9 protein-coding genes and 1 pseudogene are annotated in these 22,217 nt (G+C 64.6%); all 10 read left to right on the forward strand.

Features of this window, described 5'->3' with window-relative positions; genetic code table 11:
• Positions 1 to 17 precede the first annotated feature (17 nt).
• Entirely contained in the window at positions 18 to 2,180 is a 2,163-nt protein-coding gene (gene glgX, locus ABID97_RS12155; RefSeq protein WP_354398726.1) for a glycogen debranching protein GlgX, read from the forward strand.
• Positions 2,177 to 4,018: a malto-oligosyltrehalose trehalohydrolase gene (gene treZ / locus ABID97_RS12160; protein WP_354398727.1), complete on the forward strand. Its 1,842-nt coding sequence runs from the start codon at positions 2,177 to 2,179 to the stop codon at positions 4,016 to 4,018. The genes glgX and treZ overlap by 4 nt, the downstream gene beginning before the upstream one ends.
• The gene (locus ABID97_RS12165) at positions 4,011 to 9,065 is read left to right on the forward strand and encodes a malto-oligosyltrehalose synthase (protein ID WP_354398728.1); all 5,055 of its coding nucleotides are present in this window, start codon (positions 4,011 to 4,013) and stop codon (positions 9,063 to 9,065) included. Before treZ ends, ABID97_RS12165 begins: the two co-directional genes overlap by 8 nt.
• Positions 9,066 to 9,841: 776 nt before the next feature.
• Positions 9,842 to 10,045, forward strand: a pseudogene (locus tag ABID97_RS12170) (DUF6531 domain-containing protein); the annotation flags it as partial.
• A gap of 60 nt (positions 10,046 to 10,105) precedes the next feature.
• The gene (locus tag ABID97_RS12175) at positions 10,106 to 13,846 is read left to right on the forward strand and encodes an RHS repeat-associated core domain-containing protein (RefSeq protein WP_354401745.1); all 3,741 of its coding nucleotides are present in this window, start codon (positions 10,106 to 10,108) and stop codon (positions 13,844 to 13,846) included.
• A 1-nt stretch (position 13,847) separates the two neighbouring features.
• Positions 13,848 to 14,267: a hypothetical protein gene (locus ABID97_RS12180; RefSeq protein WP_354398729.1), complete on the forward strand. Its 420-nt coding sequence runs from the start codon at positions 13,848 to 13,850 to the stop codon at positions 14,265 to 14,267.
• 155 nt (positions 14,268 to 14,422) lie between these two features.
• Positions 14,423 to 14,914: a hypothetical protein gene (locus ABID97_RS12185; RefSeq protein WP_354398730.1), complete on the forward strand. Its 492-nt coding sequence runs from the start codon at positions 14,423 to 14,425 to the stop codon at positions 14,912 to 14,914.
• Positions 14,915 to 16,645: 1,731 nt separating this feature from the next.
• The gene (locus tag ABID97_RS12190; protein ID WP_354398731.1) at positions 16,646 to 20,647 is read left to right on the forward strand and encodes an RHS repeat-associated core domain-containing protein; all 4,002 of its coding nucleotides are present in this window, start codon (positions 16,646 to 16,648) and stop codon (positions 20,645 to 20,647) included.
• A gap of 1 nt (position 20,648) precedes the next feature.
• Positions 20,649 to 21,113, forward strand: a complete 465-nt coding sequence (locus ABID97_RS12195) for a hypothetical protein (protein WP_354398732.1) — start codon at positions 20,649 to 20,651, stop codon at positions 21,111 to 21,113.
• 386 nt (positions 21,114 to 21,499) lie between these two features.
• Positions 21,500 to 21,994 carry a hypothetical protein gene (locus ABID97_RS12200; RefSeq protein WP_354398733.1) on the forward strand — a complete coding sequence of 165 codons (495 nt, stop codon included), beginning with the start codon at positions 21,500 to 21,502 and terminating at the stop codon, positions 21,992 to 21,994.
• Positions 21,995 to 22,217: the final 223 nt, after the last annotated feature.

Genomic DNA, 22,217 nt, shown 5'->3' on the forward strand with positions numbered 1-22,217 from the left:
TTTCTGCAACCGACTCGATGACACGCAGCCAACGCAATTCGATCACGGCCGTCTGGCCGGGGCGCCCGTATCCGCGCGGTGCCAACTGGGACGGGGAGGGCGTGAACTTCGCGCTTTTTTCCCAGCATGCGCAGGCCGTGGACCTGTGCCTCTTCGACGACAAGGGCCGCCATGAGGTGCAGCGCATCCCGATCCGGGAGCGCACCGACGGCGTCTGGCACTGCTACCTGCCCGAGGCACGCCCCGGCCAGGCCTACGGCTACCGCGTGCACGGCCCCTACAAGCCGGAGGAGGGGCATCGCTTCAATGCGCACAAGCTGCTGGTCGATCCCTATGCCAAGGACCTGGTGGGCGATCTGCGCTGGGGCGACGCGCTCTATGGCTACACCGTCGGCAGCAAGCGCGAGGACCTGTCCTTTGACCGCCGAGACAGCGCGCCGCTGGTGCCCAAGGGCCGCGTGCTGGAGACCGCCTTCACCTGGGGCGACGACCACCGGCCGTCGGTGCCCTGGCAGGACATGGTGATCTACGAGCTGCATGTGCGCGGCTTCACCATGCGCCACCCCGAGGTGCCGCCCGAGCTGCGCGGCACCTACGGCGGCCTGTGCTGCGCACCCGTGGTCGACTACCTCAAGCGCCTGGGCGTGACCACCATCGAGCTGCTGCCGGTGCACAGCTTTTTGAACGACCGGCACCTGGCCGAGAAGGGCCTGCAGAACTACTGGGGCTACAACTCTCTCGCCTACTTCGCCCCCGAGATGCGCTACAGCGCCTCGGGCAAGGTGAAGGAGTTCAAGACCATGGTCAAGACGCTGCATTCGGCCGGCATCGAGGTGATTCTGGACGTGGTCTACAACCACACCTGCGAAGGCAACCAGCTCGGCCCCACGCTCTCGATGCGCGGCGTGGACAACGCCTCGTACTACATCGTCAACAACGAGAACCGCCGCTACTACGACGACTTCACCGGCTGCGGCAACACCGTGAACCTGGAGCATCCGCACGCGCTGCAGCTGGTGATGGACTCGCTGCGCTACTGGGCCGAGGAGATGCACGTGGACGGCTTCCGCTTCGACCTGGCCTCGGCACTGGCGCGCGAGGCCGGCAAGGTCGAGAACCTCGGCGGCTTCTTCGACGCGATCCGCCAGGACCCGACGCTCAACCGGGTCAAGCTGATCGCCGAGCCCTGGGACCTGGGCCATGGCGGCTACCAGGTGGGCAACTTTCCGCTCGGGTGGGCCGAGTGGAACGACCGCTACCGCGACGGCATGCGCGGCTTCTGGAAGGGCGATGCGGGCGTGATCGGCGAAGTCGGCAAGCGGCTCACCGGCTCGGAGGATCTCTACGGCTGGTCGGGCAAGCGGCCCAACGCCAGCATCAACTTCATCACCGCGCACGACGGCTTCACGCTCGACGACCTGGTCTCCTACAACGACAAGCACAACGAGGCCAACGGCGAAGACAACCGCGACGGCAACAGCCACAACATCTCGTGGAACTGCGGCGCCGAAGGGCCGAGCGACGACCCCGAGATCGCGGGGCTGCGCGAGCGCCAGAAGCGCAACCTGCTGGCCACGCTGCTGCTGTCGCAGGGCGTGCCCATGCTGCTGGCCGGCGACGAGCGCGGCCACACGCAGAACGGCAACAACAACGCCTACTGCCAGGACAACGACATCAGCTGGATCGACTGGACGCCCACGCCGGAGCGGCAGGCGCTGGTCACCTTCGTGGAGCGCACGATCGCGCTGCGGCGTGCCCATCCCTCGTTCCGCCGGCGCAGCTTCTTTGCCGGCAAGCCGACCGAAGCGGACAGCGTGACCGACGTGGTCTGGCTCAGGCCCGACGGCGCCGAGATGCGCCCCGAGGACTGGAGCGACGGCAATGCGCGCTGCCTGGCGATGTACATGTCGGGCGGCGGCATCGTCGACCGCGGACCGCGCGGCGAGGCGCAGCACGACGACGACTTCCTGGTGCTGTTCAACGCGCACCACGACGAGATCCGGTTCACGCTGCCGCCCGCGCGCTACGGTACCTGGCGCCTGCTGCTCGACACCGCCAGCGGCACGCCGCCCCCCGCCACCGAGGACGTGGCCGCGCTCGCGCCCGCGTGGTCGGAGCCCGCCTATCCGTTGCAATGCCGCTCGCTGGTGGTGCTGAGCCGGCCGGACGTGCGGCCATGAAACGCGTCCACGCCATGCCCTTCGGCGCCAGCGTGCATGGCGGCGGCGTCGACTTCGCACTCTGGGCGCCCTCGGCGGCCAGCGTCGTGCTGCTGCACACGCCAGCCGGGGGAGAGCCCGCGCCGCACGCCATGCAGCGCGGCGCCGACGGCTGGCACCGCCTCACGCTGGCCGATGCGCGCGATGGCGACAGCTATGCCTACCGCCTGCCGGACGGCACCACCATGCCGGACCCGGCCTCGCGCTTCAATCCGCAGGACGTCCACAAGCCGAGCCAGGTCGTCGACCCGGGCCGCTTCGAGTGGACCGACGACGCGTGGCGCGGCCGTCCCTGGCACGAGGCCGTGGTGTACGAGCTGCATGTCGGCACCTTCACCGAGGAGGGCACCTTCCGGGCCGCACGCGAGCGGCTCGGCGAACTCGCGGAGCTCGGCATCACCGCCGTCGAGCTCATGCCGCTCGCGGATTTTCCCGGTGCGCGCAACTGGGGCTACGACGGCGTGCTGCAGTTCGCGCCCGACGCGAGCTACGGCACGCCCGACGACCTCAAGGTGCTGGTCGCCGCCGCGCATGCGCTGGGGCTCATGGTGCTGGTCGACGTGGTCTACAACCACTTCGGCCCGGAGGGCAACTACCTGCATGCGTGCTGCCCCGAGTTCTTCAACGCGGCGGAGCGCACGCCCTGGGGCGCGGCCATCAACTTCGACGGGCCGGGCTCGCGCACGGTGCGCGACTTCTTCATCCACAACGCGCTCTATTGGATCGAAGAGTTCCACCTCGACGGCCTGCGCATGGATGCGATCCACGCCATCCGCGATGCGTCGCCCACGCACATCGTGCAGGAAATCCGCGCGGCGCTGGACGCCGGCCCGGCGCGCGAACGGCATGTGCACCTGGTGCTGGAGAACGATGCCAACCAGGCCTCGATGCTTTCGCGCGACGCCGGCGGCCGGCCCATTGCGGGCACCGCGCAGTGGAACGACGACCTTCACCATGCGGTGCACACGCTGGCCACCGGCGAGCGCGACGGCTACTACGCCGACTATGCCGACGACCCGCCGGCCGGCTTTGCGCGCGCCCTGGCCGAGGGCTTCATCTACCAGGGGCAGGCCTCGGCCTTTCGCGGCGGAGAGCCGCGCGGCGAACCCAGCACGGCGTTGCCGTCCGCGGCCTTCGTGTCCTACCTGCAGACGCACGACCAGGTCGGCAACCGCGCCTTCGGCGAGCGCATCCACGCGCTGGGCGATCCGGTGCTGGTGCGCGCCGCGTTCGCCTGCCTGCTGTTGTCGCCGCATGTGCCGATGTTCTTCATGGGCGACGAGTTCGCGGCGTCCTCGCCGTTTCTCTACTTCTGCGACTTCGGCCCCGAGCTGGCCTCCGCCGTGGCCGAAGGGCGGCGCGCGGAGTTCGGCGGCTTTGCGGCCTTTGCCGACGAAGCGGCGCGCGCGCGCATTCCCGACCCCAACGCGCGCGAGACTTTTCTTGCCTCGAAGCTGCGCTGGCGTGAGCGCGGCAGGCAGCCGCACTTCGCGCGCCTGTGCGAGGTGAAGCAATTGCTGGATGTGCGCCATCGCGTCCTGGTGCCGCTCATGGCGGGCGCGCGCCATGGCGGAAGCCATGAGTCCGGGAACGGTGTCGTCCGTGTCCGATGGGACCTGGGCGGCAAGCGCCTTCATCTGCTGGCGCACCTGGGCACCGCGCCCTCCGCGCAAGCCACGGCGTCACCCGGGACCACGATCTACAGTGTCGATGCCGTGGCGGATGCGTCCGACCCCTCGGCCCTGCGCCTCGCGCGCGGCGCCGTGCTCGCAACACTGGAGGACATTGCCGGTGGATGATTCGGGTGATCGCGCCAACGAGGCGCTGGAACGCCTCTGCCTGCACCACGGCATCTCGCCTGCCTATGTGGATGCGTTCGGAACGCAGCGCCATGCAACGCCCGAGAGCCTGGCCGCGCTGCTGGCCGAATTCGGCGTGCAGGCGGGCGCCATGCACGACGAGGCGGCCGGCTCGTCGCCCGTGCCCGCCATGCCGCCGGTGTTGGTGGTCCAGGCGAACACACCGCAGTGGGCGTTGCAGCTGCCGCATCTCTCCGGCCGGCTCCACTGGCGCCTGACCGACGAGGAAGGGCGATCGCGGCAAGGCGAAGCCGACGCACAGCCGTGGCCGCATGGCAGCTGCACGCTGCATCTGTCGGAAGCGCTTGCGCCGGGCTACCACTGGCTGCACATCGACGGCCTGGTGGGCCAGACCATGGTGATCGCGTCGCCGGGCCGCTGCTACCGGCCGCCTGCGGTGCAGGGCGGCGGCCGCGTCTGGGGACCGGCGGTGCAGCTCTACGGCCTGCGATCGCAGCGCAACTGGGGCATCGGCGATTTCAGCGACCTGGAGACGTTGATCGACGGCATGGCCGCCGAGGGCGCCGACATGGTCGGGCTCAATCCGCTGCATGCGATGTTCCCGACCGACCCGCTGCGCGCCAGCCCCTACAGCCCGTCGTCCCGGCAATGGCTCAACCTGCTGTACATCGACGTGGAAGCGATCGAGGATTTCGCGGACTGCGATGCCGCGCGCCGCCGCGTCGAATCGCCCGAGTTCCAGGGCCGGCTCGCGGCATTGCGTGCCGCGCCGCTGGTCGACCATGCCGGCGTCTGGGCCGCAAAGTCCGAGGTGCTGGCCTTGCTGTTCGAGCACTTCCGCACGCACCACCTGGCGCCGGCCGGTGTGCCGGACGAACGGGGCACGGCGTTCCTGCAGTTCGTTGCGGACCATGGAGAGCCCCTCCGGCGGCACGCGCTTTTCGAGGCGCTGCAGGCCCACTTTGCCGCGGCCGACCCGCACTGCTGGGGCTGGCTCGCATGGCCCGAAGCGTACCGCGACGCGGAGGCTCCCGAGGTGCGTGCCTTCGAGGCGCGGCACGCCGACCGACTGCACTACCACCAGTACCTGCAATGGGTGGCCGATGCCCAGCTTGCGCGCGCCGGCGCGCGCTGCGAAGCGCTCGGCATGGGCATCGGGCTCTACCTGGACCTGGCCGTCTCGGCGGACCGCGGCGGCTCCGACGCATGGACCGCGCAGCACTGCTTCGCGGTCGGCGCGAGCATCGGCGCGCCGCCGGACGAGTTCAACCCCGCGGGGCAGAACTGGGGCCTGCCGCCGCTGCGGCCGGACCGCCTGCGCACCCATCACTACGATCCCTTCGTGCAGATGCTGCGCGCCAACATGCGGCATGCGGGCGCGCTGCGCATCGACCATGTCATGGGTCTGATGCGCCTGTTCTGGATTCCGCCCGGCCGCACGGCGCACGACGGTGCCTATGTGCGCTACCCGGTGGAAGAGATGCTCGCCATCGTGGCGGTCGAAAGCCATCGCCACCGCTGCATGGTGGTGGGCGAAGATTTGGGCACGGTGGAAGACGCGATGCGCGAAGCGCTCGCGCGCGCCGATGTGCTCTCTTACCGGCTGCTGTACTTCGAGAAGCAGCAGGGCGGCGGCTTCACGCCGCCGGAGAACTATCCCGCGGCCGCGCTGGTGGCCATCAGCACGCACGACCTCGCCACGCTGGCCGGCTGGTGGTCGGGCCACGACCTTCGCCTGCGCCTGGCGCTCGGGCTGTTTCCCGACCCGCGGCTGTTCGATGCCCAACTGCTGGCCCGCGCGCAGGAGCGCATCCGCCTGCTGCTGGCCGTGCGCGAGGCGGGCCTGCTGTCGCAGGACGAGGCGGCGCAGGCGCTGGCGCATGCCACGCCGTCGCCGCGCACCATGCAGGCCGTGCATGCCTACCTGGCCGCGGCGCCATCGGCACTCATGGTGTTCCAGCTCGAAGACGTGGCCGGCGACGTGGAGCAGGCCAACATGCCCGGCACCACCGACACGCACCCCAACTGGCGGCGCAAGCTCGCATCGAGCGTGCAGGAGCTCGTGGCGGGCGACGCCATGCAGGGCCTGGCCGAACGCCTGCGCACCGCACGGCCGCGCCGCAGTGCCGGTGCGGAACCGGCGCCGCAGCACCGGCTGCTGGCGCAGGTGCCGCGGGCCACCTACCGGTTGCAGTTTCACAAGGGCTTCGGTTTCGACGATGCGATCCGCGTGCTGCCTTACCTCGCGCAGCTGGGCGTGAGCCATGTGTATTGCTCGCCGATCCAGCGCGCCCGAGCGGGCAGCACGCACGGCTACGACGTGGTGGCCCATGCCGAGATCAACCCGGAGCTCGGCGGCGCCGAAGGATTCGCGCGCTTCGTCGAGGCGCTGCGGGCGCACGGCCTCGGGCAGCTGCTGGACATGGTGCCCAACCACATGGGCGTGCTCGGCGCCGACAACGCGTGGTGGATGGACGTGCTGGAGAACGGCCCGGCCTCGCTGTTCGCGCATCACTTCGACATCGACTGGAAGCCGCTCAACCCGGAGCTGGCCGGCAAGGTGCTGCTGCCGGTGCTCGGCGGCCACTACGGCGAAGTGCTGGCCAACGCGGAGCTGGTGCTGCACTTCGAGGCGCAGGAGGGCAGCTTTGCGCTGCGCTACTTCGACCACCGGTTTCCGCTGGCGCCCGAGACCTATCCCGTGGTGCTGGCGCGCGCGTTGCCGCACCTGAAGGACCCGGCGCTGTCGGCCCAGCTTGCGAGCCTGTCGACCGCCTTCGGTCACCTGCCTGGCCAGCACGCGCAAACGCCCGCCGAATGCACGGAGCGCGTGCGCGACAAGGCGCTGTTCAAGGCCCGCCTCGCGCAGCTGGCGCAACAGCATCCGTCGCTGGCGCGCGCGGTGCTCGCGGCAGTGGCCGAGCTCAACCTGCCGCTTCCGCAGGCGCGCGACGCGCTGCACCAGCTCATCGAGGAGCAGGCCTATCGGCTCGCCTATTGGCGCGTGGCGGCCGACGAGATCAACTACCGCCGCTTCTTCGACATCAACGACCTGGCGGCGGTGCGCATGGAGCGCGACGAGGTCTTCGAGGCCACGCAGGCCTTCGCGCTCGACCTGGCGGCCGAGGGCGTGGTGGACGGCCTGCGCATCGACCATCCCGACGGCCTCTACGATCCCGCCCGCTACTTTCGCCAGTTGCAGGAAGGCTATGCGCGCCGCGCCGGCATCGTGCTGCCCGTGACCATGGACGCCGACGGCCGGCCGCCGCGCCCGCTCTACGTGGTGGCCGAGAAGATCGCCGCCTCTGAAGAAGAAGTGCCGGCCGCGTGGCATGTGCACGGCACCACCGGCTACCGCTTTGCCAACGTGGCCAACGGCGTGCTGGTCGATACGCGCGCCGCCGCAGCCCTGCGCAAGACCTGGCATGAGTTCACCGGCGAGACGCAGCCGTTCGACGCCGTGGCCGCGTCGAGCAAGCGCGAGGTCATGCGCAGTGCGCTGTCGTCGGAGCTGAACGTGCTCTCCACCGAACTGCTCCGCATTGCGCGGGCCGACCGCAGCACGCGCGACTACACCCTCAACGCCTTGCGCCGCGCGCTCACCGGGGTCGCGGCCTGCATGCCGGTGTACCGGACGTACATCGTCGATGCGCCGTCCACGCAGGACGCGCACTTCATCGATGCTGCCACCCAATCGGCCGAACGCCAGAGCCGCGATGCCGACCGTTCGGTCTTCGCCTTCGTGCGCCGCTCGTTGCGGGGCGAGGCCGCCGAGGATGCATCGCCCCAGTGGGCCGAGCGCGTGCGCCGCTTCGCGATGCGCTTCCAGCAGTTCAGCGCGCCGGTCGCGGCCAAGGGCGTGGAAGACACCTCGTTCTACCGCTACTTTCCACTCAGCTCGCTCAACGAGGTGGGCGGCGAGCCCGACCATTTCGGCTTCGACGTGCCCGAGTTCCACCTGCTCAGCGCCGACCGCGCACGGCACTGGCCGCACACCATGCTCGCGACCTCGACGCACGACAACAAGCGCTCCGAAGACGTGCGCAACCGCATCGACGTGCTCTCCGAAATACCCGGCGAATGGCGCGATGCGCTTGCGCGCTGGCACGCGCTGTGCCGCGGCAAGGAGGAAACCGCCGCACCATCGCGCGCCGACGAATACCTGCTCTATCAAACCTTGCTCGGCACCTTGCCCCATGGCGGTCTCGATAGCGCTGCCGTTCCGGCCTACGAACAGCGCGTGTGGCAATACATGCAGAAAGCCGCGCGCGAAGCCAAGCTCCACACGCGCTGGACCCAGCCCGAGCCGCACTACGAAGAGGCGCTTCAAGGCCTGGTGAAGCGCATCCTGGCGCGGCGCGAAGAGGGCGGATGCCTCGCGGACATCCAGCGCATGGCCGACCGCCTGTCGTGGTTCGGCGCATGGAATGGCCTCACGCTCACGCTGCTGAAGTACGCCTCCCCCGGCGTGCCCGATCTCTACCAGGGCAGCGAACTCATCGACCTGAGCCTGGTCGATCCCGACAACCGGCGCCCCGTGGACTACGAACTGCGCACGAGCCGGCTCGGTCAACTCCAGGCGATGGCCGCCGAACCCGACCTCCCCGCCCGCGTGCAGGCGCTGGCCGAGGCGCCGCACGACGGCGGCGCCAAGCTGTGGTTCATCTGGCGCATGCTGTCCATGCGGCGCGAGCACCCGGAGCTCTTCCGCGAAGGCGGTTACGAAGGGCTCGAAGTCGAAGGGCCGTTGGCGCGGCACGTGGTGGCCTTTGCGCGAAGGCACGAAGGGCGCACGCTGGTGGTGATGGCAGGGCGCTTGTTTGCCGGCGTTGCACGTGGTGATGGCAGTGCGCCGGTGCTGCCGGATGCGGCGGCTTGGCGTGACACCAAGGTTGTGCTGCCGGGGGACTTGGGAGGCGCGGAGCTGGAGAACGTGCTGACCGGGGAACCCGTCTCGCTCAAGGGAAATGCTGTTCCGCTGGACGAGGCGTTCTGTCGCATGCCTTGGGCTGCCTTCAAGGTCTGACCAGCCGATTCATTCGATCAGCGAGGTGTGGGCGAACATGCGCGACTGACAGTCGTACCGCCACAACAGCAATTCGCGAACTTTGATATTCATTTCTGGCTAGGTGAGTGCCGGGCAGTGTGAACTATGGTGAATCGTGTTGTCCTGCAAATCCCGTTCGGCTATCTTGAAACAACTTGTACGTAGTGCCCTAGATGGCAGTGCGCGTCACCTGAGGGGGTGATCGACCATTCAAAAGGTACTCATCGTTGTGACCAACTAAGCGTTGGACGTCGATTGGCAGCCTCGAAAAAAAGAACGCATGAGGGATGGAGATGAACATTCGAAGAACGCCGAGGCACCTTGAACTCGGGAAGAAACTGATGGTGCGCGTCTTGATAGTGATGTTCGCCTTTATGGCTCACACATTCGCGCAAGCTGAGCCGAGGTATTTCATCTTGACCAACTGGGGATCCGCTCCCCCCAGGTTTCCTACGGCGCAGGCAGTGTGCGAGTTCTATCGTGATTTCCGAAACAGCGGTGGGCCCCCGGTCAAGACTCTTACCTACGTGTCGCCTGAAGGATCAGATCAATCTCTGAGGCAATACGGTCAGTGCGTGTTGACGTATACGTCCGACTTCGGCAATGGTCAGACGCGCACGGATACTGACGTCTGGAACTACCTCAGCGGTGGTTGTTATCCAGGACGAGGACCAAAGCCGGCTGCTCCATATCTCTTCTCCGAGCCGGATAACTGTACTTCCAGTTCAGTTGCGGTTCCCGAACCTGCGAACAACATGTGCTTGCGAACAGACGGCGTTGTCAAGGGAGCGCCTATTTTTCTCCCTACTGCGGAGAAATATCGATCCGAGACTGACTGGTCTGACTTTGGCGCTGGTGCCTTGTCTTTCACGCGCACGTACCGCAGTAGCTGGGCGGGTGATTCAAACCGGATTGGCAATCCGCTTGGCAGAGTGTGGTCGCACAACTTCAGCACTAAGTTGGTTGCCACACCCAGCACGGCTCCCCTAGTCGTCGCCATCACGACGGGTGAAGGCTATGTGCGCACCTTCGGGAAGGCGTTGGGCTCCACCACCTGGACCGCCAGCAACAGCGCCGACACCCTTACGCAACTCTCCTCGGGCACCTGGAGCTACCACCGTGCCGATGGTGACGCCACGCTCAGCTTCGACGGCTCCGGCAAGTTGCAGACCGAAGCGGATCGGCATGGCTGGGCCAGAGCCTACATGTACAACGGCAGTGGGCAACTGGCCTCCATCACGAATGGCTTCGGCCGCACCCTCGCGCTCGCGTACAACGGCGCGGGCCAGTTGACCACCGTCACGACCCCGGATGCCCGCGTCATCGCCTACGCCTACGACAGCTCGGGCCGCTTGGCCTCGGTCCTGTACCCCGACGGCAAGGGCCGCAATTTCGTCTACGAGAACGCCTCGTTTCCTCAGGCGCTGACCGGCATCCTCGATGAAGCCGGTGTCCGCTGGGGCACGTTCGCATACGACAGTACGGGCCGAGCGATCAGCACCCAACTCGCAGGCGCTGTGAGCAGCTATCAGGTGAGCTATCCGTCGACAGGGGCCGCCACCGTGGTCGACCCCCTGGGCACCAGCCGCAGCTACAACTACAGCACCACCAAGGGCAAGCTCGCAGTCACAGGCGGCTCATTGCCCTCCGGCACAGGAGAGTCGGACGCGTCATCACGCACCCAAGACCCCAACGGCCTGATCACCTCCGAGACCGACTTCAAGGGCGTGGTCACCACCACCACCTGGGACGTCGCCCGGCGCCTGCCCACCACCGTCGTCAGCGCCGCCGGCACCCCCGAAGCCCAGACCGTCACCACCCGGTGGCACCCCACCTTCTCGCTGCCCGCGCTGGTGACAGAGGCAGGCCGCACCACCGCCTACACCTACGACGCCCTGGGCAACACGCTGTCCAAGACCGTCACCGACACCGCCACCAGCCAGGCCCGCCTCTGGCAGTGGACCTACAACGCCCAGCAGCTGGTGGCGAGTGCGACTGAACCCAACGGCGCGGCCACCAGCTACACCTACGACCCCCGCGGCAACGTCCTCACCGCGACCAACGCCCTGGGCCACGCCACCACCTACACCTACGACAACGCCAACCGCGTGGCCAGCACAACCGCCCCCAACGGCCTCGTCACCACCTACACCTACGACCTGCGCGATCGCCTCTTGACCCAGAGCGTCGGCGGCCAGACCACCACGCTCACCTACAAGCCCTACGGCAGCGTCCAGACCCTCACGCTGCCCACCGGCCTCGTGCTCACCTACAGCCACGACGCCGCCCACCGCCTCACCGGCTGGAGCAACAACCGCGGCGAGAGCGGCACCTACACCCTGGACGGCATGGGCAACCGCACCGCCGAGCAGATCAAGGACAGCGCCGCCAGCGTGGCCTGGAACGCCGCGCGCACCATCAACGCCATCAACCGCCTGAGCGCCCAGACCGAAGGCCCCAACCAGGCCAGCGCCTTCGGCTACGACGCCAACGGCGAGCTCACCCGCACCACCAACGGCCTGAACCAGAGCACCCAGTACGGCCTGGACGGCCTGCGCCGCGTCAAGGCCGTCACCGATGCGGCCAACGCCACCGCCACCCTCCAGTACAACGCCCTGGACGCCGTCACCGAGGCCAAGGACTTCAAGGGCGTGGCCACCACCTACGCGCGCGACGCCCTGGGCAACGCCACCGCCGAGGCCAGCGCCGACACCGGCGGCGCCAGCACCCAGTACGACACCCTGGGCCTGCCCAGCCGGCTCACCGACGCCCTGGGCCAGGCCACCACCATCACCCGCGATGCCCTGGGCCGCCCCACCGGCCTCGTCTTCGCCGACGGCAAGACCACCACCCTGCGCTACGACCTCTCTGCCAACAGCAAGGGCTACCTCTCGGAGATCGTCGACCGCAGCGGCACCACCGAGTACACCCGCGACGGCTTCGGGCGCGTCACGCTGAAGAAGCAGACACTCGCGAATGGCAGCGTGCAGCAGGTCAGCTACAGCTACAACCCGAACGGCACATTGGCCAGCATCGGCTACCCCAACGGCGGCGGGCTGCTCACCCACAGCTACGACGCCACCGGCCGCCTCACCGGCCTGAGCCTGAACGGCAATCCTCTGGTCACCGGCATCGCCTGGAACCCGCTGGGCCAGCCCACCGCATGGACCTGGGCCTTCGCCAGCCCGAGCCTGGCCGCCAGCCGCAGCTACGACACCGCGGGTCGCATGACCGCCACCGAGTTCAGCAGCTACGTCTACGACGCCGCCGGGCGCATCACCAGCCTGACCCAGCAGCTCTATGCACCAGGCGACACCGACCCCACCCACAGCAGCGTTGCCGCGAGCAATATCACCTGGACCGTGGGCTACAACGCCGTGGGCCGCATCACCGGCTTCAACGCCACCGGCAGCACCGCCGGCTTCGGCTACGACGCCAACGGCAACCGAAGCACCAGCACGAGAGTGCTCGGCACCCAGAGCACCAGCCGCAGCTACACCGTGGGCGCCACCAGCAACCGCCTGGCCGGCTTCACCCAGAGCATCAACGGCGCCAGCAGCACCAGCGTGGCCTACGGCTACAACGCCAACGGCGACCTCGTGAGCGACGGGCTTCGCAGCTACACCTACGACGCCGAAGGCCGCCTGGCCGCGGCCACCACCGGCGCCACCGACGTGAGCCCGACCACGCGCTACGCGCACAACGCGCTGGGCCAGCGCGTGTTCAAGACCGAGCCGCTGTACCCGCCGGGCCAGGGCGACGAAGCCGACCCCGGCTTCATGCAGAGCCTGATCGCGTTCTTCACGAAGCTGTGGAGCCCCGCCACGAACCAGGCCGAGCAGCTGGGCTATGCCTATGTCTACGACGAGCAGGGCACCTTGATCGCGGAGGCGGGCAGCGGCGGGGCGAACAGCGGGGGGCAGGCCAGCTACTTCTACCTGCCGACGGCCAATGGGCCGGTGCCGATCGCGGCGGTGATCAACGGGGCCACGTATGCGGTGCACAGCGATCACCTGAACACGCCGAGACGCCTGAGCAATGCCAGCGGGCAAGCCGTCTGGCAGTGGAGCTACAGCGCGTTCGGGGAGGAGAAGCCGACGATTGCGAAGAACAGGTTCGCGAACCTGGACACGACACCCAACCCGGGGACCACGAACCTCTCGGCGGTGAAGTTCAACCTGCGGTATCCGGGGCAGTATGCGGATGAGGAGTCGGGGCTGTTCTACAACGGGTTCAGAACCTACAGTCCGACCATCGGACGGTATACGCAAGGGGATCCCATCGGCCTCGGTGGAGGGTGGAATCGCTTCGGCTATGTCGGCGGAAATCCGCTCGGCGCAACGGACCGCGCTGGCCTCGACTGGGACTGCTACATCCCAGGAGGATGTGTGTATCGCCCGCAGCTTTTCAGTCCAGAGGGTGTTCCCATTGCTCCACCAGCAGCCTCTTGGCCGAAACCGCGACAGGTTTCACCGCTGGATTTCACGATACCGGGAATGATTCAGGACCTGTGCAAGGGAATCAGTGATCGGATGTTCTCGGACGGAGGTAGAAAGAAGGATGTACCCAATCGGGCTGATCCTGGCTCAGTCATCGAAGGCAATCACCGCACGCGAGAATATGGATCGGATGGAAAGCCAGTCAGGGATTTCGACAAACCGCATCAAGGCTATGAACGCCCGCATGTTCACGAATGGGAAGGCGGCGCCAGAGAGCATCCTGGACGTGATTATTCCCCGTGGCCACAAGGAGGAAATTGATATGAATGGGTTGGAAACGCTGGTCGAATCTACTATTGATTCAGTACATGTTTCAGCGGCAGACAAAAAGGTCTCGATAGAGCTAACTTGCGCTTGGGAAGGCAAACAGCGAAAGAAAATCGTTGCGACCGGTGTGGAAGACTTCATCGCGGATGAGTTAAGACTCTCGAACATTGTTGACAGGGTTCATTTTTTTGCCGCAGCAGATTTTCAAGAGAACATATCCACAATCACCGATAACCTGTTCTTCTTGATGCGAGGAAAAAGCCCAAGCTCCTCCGATCGTGAGTGGGAGCCGTTGAAAGAGAAGCTCAGGTCGATCAGTTCCGGCGTGTTGAAGTTACTTGTTGTCGAGCCCGTCTATGGCGCTACGATAATCTTGCTGGCGAGTGAAATGCAACTGATGGAAGCCATTGGATAGCGAGGCTTGATGAGCTGGCCGGCTTAGGGGAGGTCGAGACTAATCTGCGCAGTTTCTTTGAGAGAATCTTCAACACAAGAGCGTTCGGTTATCACGCCGGGAATCGATCTCGGTTTGGAACCCGGCCAACAACCCTTGCCGCGAAAGCGCAACCCATGAAGCCCGATCTGTCGACGACTTTCGAGTGGAGCAAGTACTTCACCAATGCGGGGTCGCTTGATCCTGATGCCCGCTCTATAGAGAAATTTCATACGGAAGCTCGAGCCTTCCTTGAATACTATGAATGGTGCGAGAAGATCACCGAAGAGTACGTTGGGCTGGTCTACCCGGGAATTGTTGGCGTCTTCCTTTTCAGGTTTGTGCCGACTCGGAAGGGTGTTGATGAGTGGGTCTGGGTTATCACTGGGGACCTTCCGCCTGCATACATCACCTGTGAAGACAGTCCGAACCCCGCAACAGCGTTGGATGCTTATATTGGGGCGATGCTGGAGTGGGTCCAGGCAGCGGAGAAAGGAGCTTCGACAGATCAACTCATCCCGGTCAATGTGGAGCCATCAAAAGAGAACGCTGTTCGCTTGAGGACGCGGCTGGACTTTCTAGACGAGAAAATTCTTTCGGGATACGCAGAGGATTTGAAGGCGTCCTAGAACAGAAATGAAGATTGAGATTCAGCGCCTGCTGCTCCTTCTCGGCTGCACTGCAGGCTTAGCCTCTACTGCTCATTCGAAGGAAAGCTGCGCACTGGCCGCACCGCCGCGCGCTGCTGCGGTGAACGTGGCTCACGGCGAATTTCTCTTCATCTATCCAAGAGAAATCGCCCAAAACTACAGTGGCTGTCAGACCATGTGGAATCAGCGCGGGGCTGCTGTTTTCGTTTTGACGTTCGAGAATGGGATGCTTGCGTCATATCAGGAGGTCGCGAAGTCTCCGCGCAAGGCGACTCTTTCATGTAAGTATATTGGGGCAGCGCTTAAGACACGCTCCAGTAAGTGTCCGGCGTATGAAGACGTACAGGCAGGCTTCAGGACAATGCCGGGAGCCGCCGAGCCGCGTGTACCACCAGAGGCGGACCCTCGACGAGATTGATTAGGAATTTGGTCTGCCGTTTCGCGAACCTTGAGATCACGCCAAACCCGGGGATCACGAACATCGCGGCGGTGAAGCCAACCTATACGCCGAACGTGGGACGTTACCCGAAGCTATCCCGTTGGGCTCGAAGGAAGATGGAACGGTTGGGCTACGTCTCCGCTTGTGCACCCACACAGGACTCTAGCGAGTCTGTTCGGTTGTGAGGCAAGTCTGCTGCGGGTCCTCGCCAATCATTCAATGAAGGGGAAGAGATGAATAGGTACACCTTCGCGGTGGAGTTTGACGGTGGAACGTACTTGTCCCAAGTAGATGCAGGCAGCGAGGGGGATGCTGTCATCGCTTGGTGCGAAAAGTTCCAGGAAGACGCACCTCTCGCGGCCCGATCAAAACTGTTGGCGCGAGCAGTTAGGCGAGGTCTCCTAGAAGAAAATCCAACTAGAGTTGTTGGACTTACTGGTACCTGGTGCTTTTCTACACACTTCGCCAAAAAACTCGTTCTAGGGCACTTAATTCTTACGGCTCCCGAGTAAACCCCCGAGTCCTTGTGGGGATAGACCAAGCGAATGGGTCGCAGCGCTTTCGCCTTTGTGCAGGTCCGGGGTTTGCTAATGGGACGAAATAGTACGGCAGGCTAGCTACAAGAAAACAATGGACCGCGTCGTGCGCTCGAGTTTAGTTGAAGCTGTCCCGTCCTAACCGCTCGGCTATCTTTAAAACAAATTGCAATGGCGGCCTCCTGACACCACTCACGTACGGCCGCAACGCAAGCGCAGCGATCTCACGCTGCGCCATGAGTCTAGATTTGGGAGGAGGGTTCTATGTCACATGACAACAATGTCGTCGGGCTTGGCTGGCTTGGCGCGATTTCCCGGAAAGTGCTGTGCGCAGTAGTGATGTTCTGCTCGCCGCTGTGTGCATTGGCTCTGGTACCGCAAGTTTCAGGCTACCAGATCTATGGCGTAGTTGGACCCAGTTCGATTACGGTGACCGGCACCAACTACGACGCTCTCTGCCACGAGTACATATCTGCTCAGGATGCAGCATTGCCGACCGTTTTTTTGCAGTACCTCTCGGCAGTGCAAACGGGTTGCTTTTTCGCAATCTATAGAGCATCGGACGGCGGCTATTCAAGCCAGATGGGCGTTCCGATCACGCCGGTGCTTGTGTGCCCGACGAACAGCGTGCTCGCCGGCAGCAGTTGTCAATGCGACAGGCGCTTTCAAGAGAATGCGACGCAGACTGCCTGTATTGCCGCGACTCCCGAACCTGCATTCGGCGGCGCCGCCGGCATGTGCACCCCCAACCCCATCCTGCCTGCCACAGCCGAGAAATTCCGCTCCGAACCCGACTTCACGGATAGCGGCCCGGCGCCGCTGTCCTTCGTTCGCACCTACCGCAGCACCTGGGGCACCGACGCAGCGCGCCCGGTTGGCCCCCTTGGTAAGGCCTGGTCGCACAACCACGCAATGGCCCTTACCGTCACCCCTGCCGTCAGTCCGACCGCGGTCTCCATCACCACCGGCGAAGGTTTCCTTCGCACCTTCTTCAAGGCCACTGGCGCCGCGACCTGGAGCGCCACCAACAGCGCCGACACGCTCAACCAGAACGGCGATGGCTCCTGGTCATACCGCCGCGCCGACGACGACACCACCTTGAGCTTCACGGCCAACGGCAAGCTGCAGACCCTCGCACCACGCAACGGCTGGGCCACCGTCTTCACCTACAACGGGGCCGGCCAGCTCACTACCATCGGCAATGGCTTCGGCCGCACCCTGGCGCTGGCCTACAACGCCGCAGGCCAATTGGCGAGCGTCACCACCCCCGACCTGCGCGTCATTGGCTACGCCTACGACAGCGTAGGGCGCCTCTCGGTCGTCACGTACCCCGACGCGAAGACCCGCACCTTCCTCTACGAGAACATCGCCTTCCCGCAGGCCCTGACCGGCATCCTCGACGAGACCGGCGCGCGCTTCGCCACCTTCGCCTACGACAGCCAGGGTCGCGCCATCGACTCGGCACTGGCCGGCACGGTCGACCGCTACCAGGTCAGCTACCCAACCGCGAGCAGCGCCTCGATCCTTGACCCCCTCGGCACCAGCCGCAGCTACAACTACAGCACCACCAAGGGCAAGCTCGCAGTCACAGGCGGCTCATTGCCCTCCGGCACAGGAGAGTCGGATGCATCGGCGCGCACCCAAGACGCCAACGGCCTGATCACCTCCGAGACCGACTTCAAAGGCATGGTCACCACCACCACCTGGGACGTCGCCCGGCGCCTGCCCACCACGGTGGTCCATGCCGCCGGCACCCCCGAAGCCCAGACCGTCACCACCCAGTGGCACCCCACCTTCTCGCTGCCCGCGCTGGTGACAGAGGCAGGCCGCACCACCGCCTACACCTACGACGCCCTGGGCAACACCCTGTCCAAGACCGTCACCGACACCGCCACCCACCAGGCCCGCCTCTGGCAGTGGACCTACAACGCCCAGCAACTGGTGGCGAGTGCGACTGAACCCAACGGCGCGGCCACCAGCTACACCTACGACCCCCGCGGCAACGTCCTCACCGCGACCAACGCCCTGGGCCACGCCACCACCTACACCTACGACAACGCCAACCGCGTGGCCAGCACAACCGCCCCCAACGGCCTCGTCACCACCTACACCTACGACCTGCGCGATCGCCTCTTGACCCAGAGCGTCGGCGGCCAGACCACCACGCTCACCTACAAGCCCTACGGCAGCGTCCAGACCCTCACGCTGCCCACCGGCCTCGTGCTCACCTACAGCCACGACGCCGCCCACCGCCTCACCGGCTGGAGCAACAACCGCGGCGAGAGCGGCACCTACACCCTGGACGGCATGGGCAACCGCACCGCCGAGCAGATCAAGGACAGCGCCGCCAGCGTGGCCTGGAACGCCGCGCGCACCATCAACGCCATCAACCGCCTGAGCGCCCAGACCGAAGGCCCCAACCAGGCCAACTCCTTCGGCTACGACGCCAACGGCGAACTCACCCGCACCACCAACGGCCTGAACCAGAGCACCCAGTACGGCCTGGACGGCCTGCGCCGCGTCAAGGCCGTCACCGATGCGGCCAACGCCACCGCCACCCTCCAGTACAACGCCCTGGACGCCGTCACCGAGGCCAAGGACTTCAAGGGCGTGGCCACCACCTACGCGCGCGACGCCCTGGGCAACGCCACCGCCGAGGCCAGCGCCGACACCGGCGGCGCCAGCACCCAGTACGACACCCTGGGCCTGCCCAGCCGGCTCACCGACGCCCTGGGCCAGGCCACCACCATCACCCGCGATGCCCTGGGCCGCCCCACCGGCCTCGTCTTCGCCGACGGCAAGACCACCACCCTGCGCTACGACCTCTCTGCCAACAGCAAGGGCTACCTCTCGGAGATCGTCGACCGCAGCGGCACCACCGAGTACACCCGCGACGGCTTCGGGCGCGTCACGCTGAAGAAGCAGACACTCGCGAATGGCAGCGTGCAGCAGGTCAGCTACAGCTACAACCCGAACGGCACATTGGCCAGCATCGGCTACCCCAACGGCGGCGGGCTGCTCACCCACAGCTACGACGCCACCGGCCGCCTCACCGGCCTGAGCCTGAACGGCAATCCTCTGGTCACCGGCATCGCCTGGAACCCGCTGGGCCAGCCCACCGCATGGACCTGGGCCTTCGCCAGCCCGAGCCTGGCCGCCAGCCGCAGCTACGACACCGCGGGTCGCATGACCGCCACCGAGTTCAGCAGCTACGTCTACGACGCCGCCGGGCGCATCACCAGCCTGACCCAGCAGCTCTATGCACCAGGCGACACCGACCCCACCCACAGCAGCGTTGCCGCGAGCAATATCACCTGGACCGTGGGCTACAACGCCGTGGGCCGCATCACCGGCTTCAACGCCACCGGCAGCACCGCCGGCTTCGGCTACGACGCCAACGGCAACCGAAGCACCAGCACGAGAGTGCTCGGCACCCAGAGCACCAGCCGCAGCTACACCGTGGGCGCCACCAGCAACCGCCTGGCCGGCTTCACCCAGAGCATCAACGGCGCCAGCAGCACCAGCGTGGCCTACGGCTACAACGCCAACGGCGACCTCGTGAGCGACGGGCTTCGCAGCTACACCTACGACGCCGAAGGCCGCCTGGCCGCGGCCACCACCGGCGCCACCGACGTGAGCCCGACCACGCGCTACGCGCACAACGCGCTGGGCCAGCGCGTGTTCAAGACCGAGCCGCTGTACCCGCCGGGCCAGGGCGACGAAGCCGACCCCGGCTTCATGCAGAGCCTGATCGCGTTCTTCACGAAGCTGTGGAGCCCCGCCACGAACCAGGCCGAGCAGCTGGGCTATGCCTATGTCTACGACGAGCAGGGCACCTTGATCGCGGAGGCGGGCAGCGGCGGGGCGAACAGCGGGGGGCAGGCCAGCTACTTCTACCTGCCGACGGCCAATGGGCCGGTGCCGATCGCGGCGGTGATCAACGGGGCCACGTATGCGGTGCACAGCGATCACCTGAACACGCCGAGACGCCTGAGCAATGCCAGCGGGCAAGCCGTCTGGCAGTGGAGCTACAGCGCGTTCGGGGAGGAGAAGCCGACGATTGCGAAGAACAGGTTCGCGAACCTGGACACGACACCCAACCCGGGGACCACCAGCGTCTCGGCGGTGAAGTTCAACCTGCGCTATCCGGGGCAGTATGCGGATGAGGAGAGCGGGCTGTTCTACAACTACTTCAGGAGCTATGACGCGAGGACGGGGCGGTACAGCCAGCCGGATCCCATGGGGCTGAAAGGCGGGTGGAACCAGTTTGGGTATGTTGGGGCGAATCCCTTAATCTATCTCGATCCAACGGGTTTAGAGAAGCTTGTGCTCGCTGGCCCACGCGACTTTGCATTGCAAGGTTCGGCCGCATCTGATCCTGACATTCCTGGAACCCTCACCTTGTACGGTCATGGGAACGACTCCGCAATTGCCGATCAGAGAAACGGATTGACTAAGGCTTTGGGTCCAAAGGAGGCAGCCGACCTCATTAGAACTTCTGGGCTGTGGCAGCCAAGTATGCCGATAACCGTCAAAGCCTGTTACGTCGGCGCTGACAACGGATTCAATCAGAAACTAGCTGATCAACTTGGAGTACCTGTCACTGGGCCAGATGGCTATCTAGAAATGCTACCTCGCATGAGCGGGGGGTATGGATTCGGTGGCATCTGGGGCTGGTATTGGGGAGGCTTTAAGGGATCTCCAGGGCGTTGGGTAACACGTAGTCCAAGGAAGTGAAATGTGGTGGAAAAAATCTCTCCTGATCTCGAGCGTATTGGTGGCCGCATGTGCTGCGATCTTTATCTACAGCGACATAGTCAATCCAGACGACTTAACACAGCCTCTAGCCATCACGAGCACGCGAGCCGGCGCGGATGGAGGCTCAATGACAGTACAGGTGGTCGACGCGAACGGTAAAAAACTAACTGTTGAACGTGTCGGAACATTAGAGGCCGAGCGATCTCGGCAGAAAATGTACGTTGTCAATGACGTTTTCGGAGTAATACCTCTGCGACGAGTCGCAAACAAAAACTCTCAGCTCGAGAAAGAGACGCTGGAGATGCTTGAGTCTTTATTGAGTGATTCTCTACCTCTAGCCCAGCGAGAGCTTTTGAATCAAAACAATCAGGATGCACTGCGCACCGTTCCTGGCAATTTGCTTGCCGTGTATGACTTGGCCATCTGGATAAGAGAGCGGCGCTAGAGTGCATTGGTTCTTCACTCAGTCTGTGCACAGCCACCGCCTCCACAATTCTAGGCGCATGGGCTTCTACTTTGAGGCATCTTCAGCGCTGACGGACGAACAAGTCGAACTGCTCCGCCTCCTATGGCAACATCTGCTTCCAACCGAGACCTTTTCAAAGAAACGCCTCGGGGACCTCGTGGTGCAAGCCGCTCATGCAGATACTTTATGGAACCGTCAAACTCAACACATAGTTAGCTAAATCTATTCCTTGAAGGATGGGAATTAAGAGAATGTGGCGAAAGAACGTCGTCAAGCATTCTTGGCGCATTGCCCCTCTGTGTGGTATCGCGTCTCACTGAACTCGAAGACCAATACCGCAGAGAATGCCCGTGCTAGAAGCTCCTATGAATGAAAATTCCAAGCTCGTTGAATACGCGGCGAAAATTTTGCTGGCAAAGCCAGAAAGATGCGAGAGTGCATTCAGTCGAGCTGCGGATAGTTTCGAAGATGATCTTCTAGAGTTTTCCCATTTTCCCGCGGACTACTTTGCATTCGTCTTGGAGCTTCTGTCAGAGGAGAAATTTTTCTCAAAGCCGGGAGTCTGGAATTTTTTGCTAGTCCTCGGTACTGAAAAGGAGAAACTGCAGTCATCGCACTATGAGCAGCTGGCGGAGACCATACTCGCTAACTATCAGTCTTATCTAAACGAAGACCTGTGCCTTGGCGTCTGCGACTTCATCGCTAGAAATTATCCAGAAGGGTATGCAAAGGGTGTGCTGCATGGCCTAAGGGAAATCGAAAAGAAAAAGGATCCTACTCTCTTCGGATTTGCGGATGACGGATTGCGGATTCTCGAACGGGAAGTTGATCGGGTGTCGCGCGCTGATGGTCGAAAGTGATCTCTTGGAGGGTTGATTGGCACCGAAAATTGACCGACTAAACGCAGTAATTTCCGTCTAAGACTGACCCACGCAAACTCTATCCTGCTCATTTCTAAAGCAGGGGATTCTAGGAGTGTCGCGACATTGAGTGTCATCAGACGCTGAGCCCTGCGAACTCGTGACGAAGAGTCGTGCTACGCCAAGCGGACGAACCCTAGGCTTGTATGTGCTCCTGGAGTGA

This window comes from Variovorax sp. OAS795 (genome assembly GCF_040546685.1).
GTDB lineage: Bacteria > Pseudomonadota > Gammaproteobacteria > Burkholderiales > Burkholderiaceae_C > Variovorax.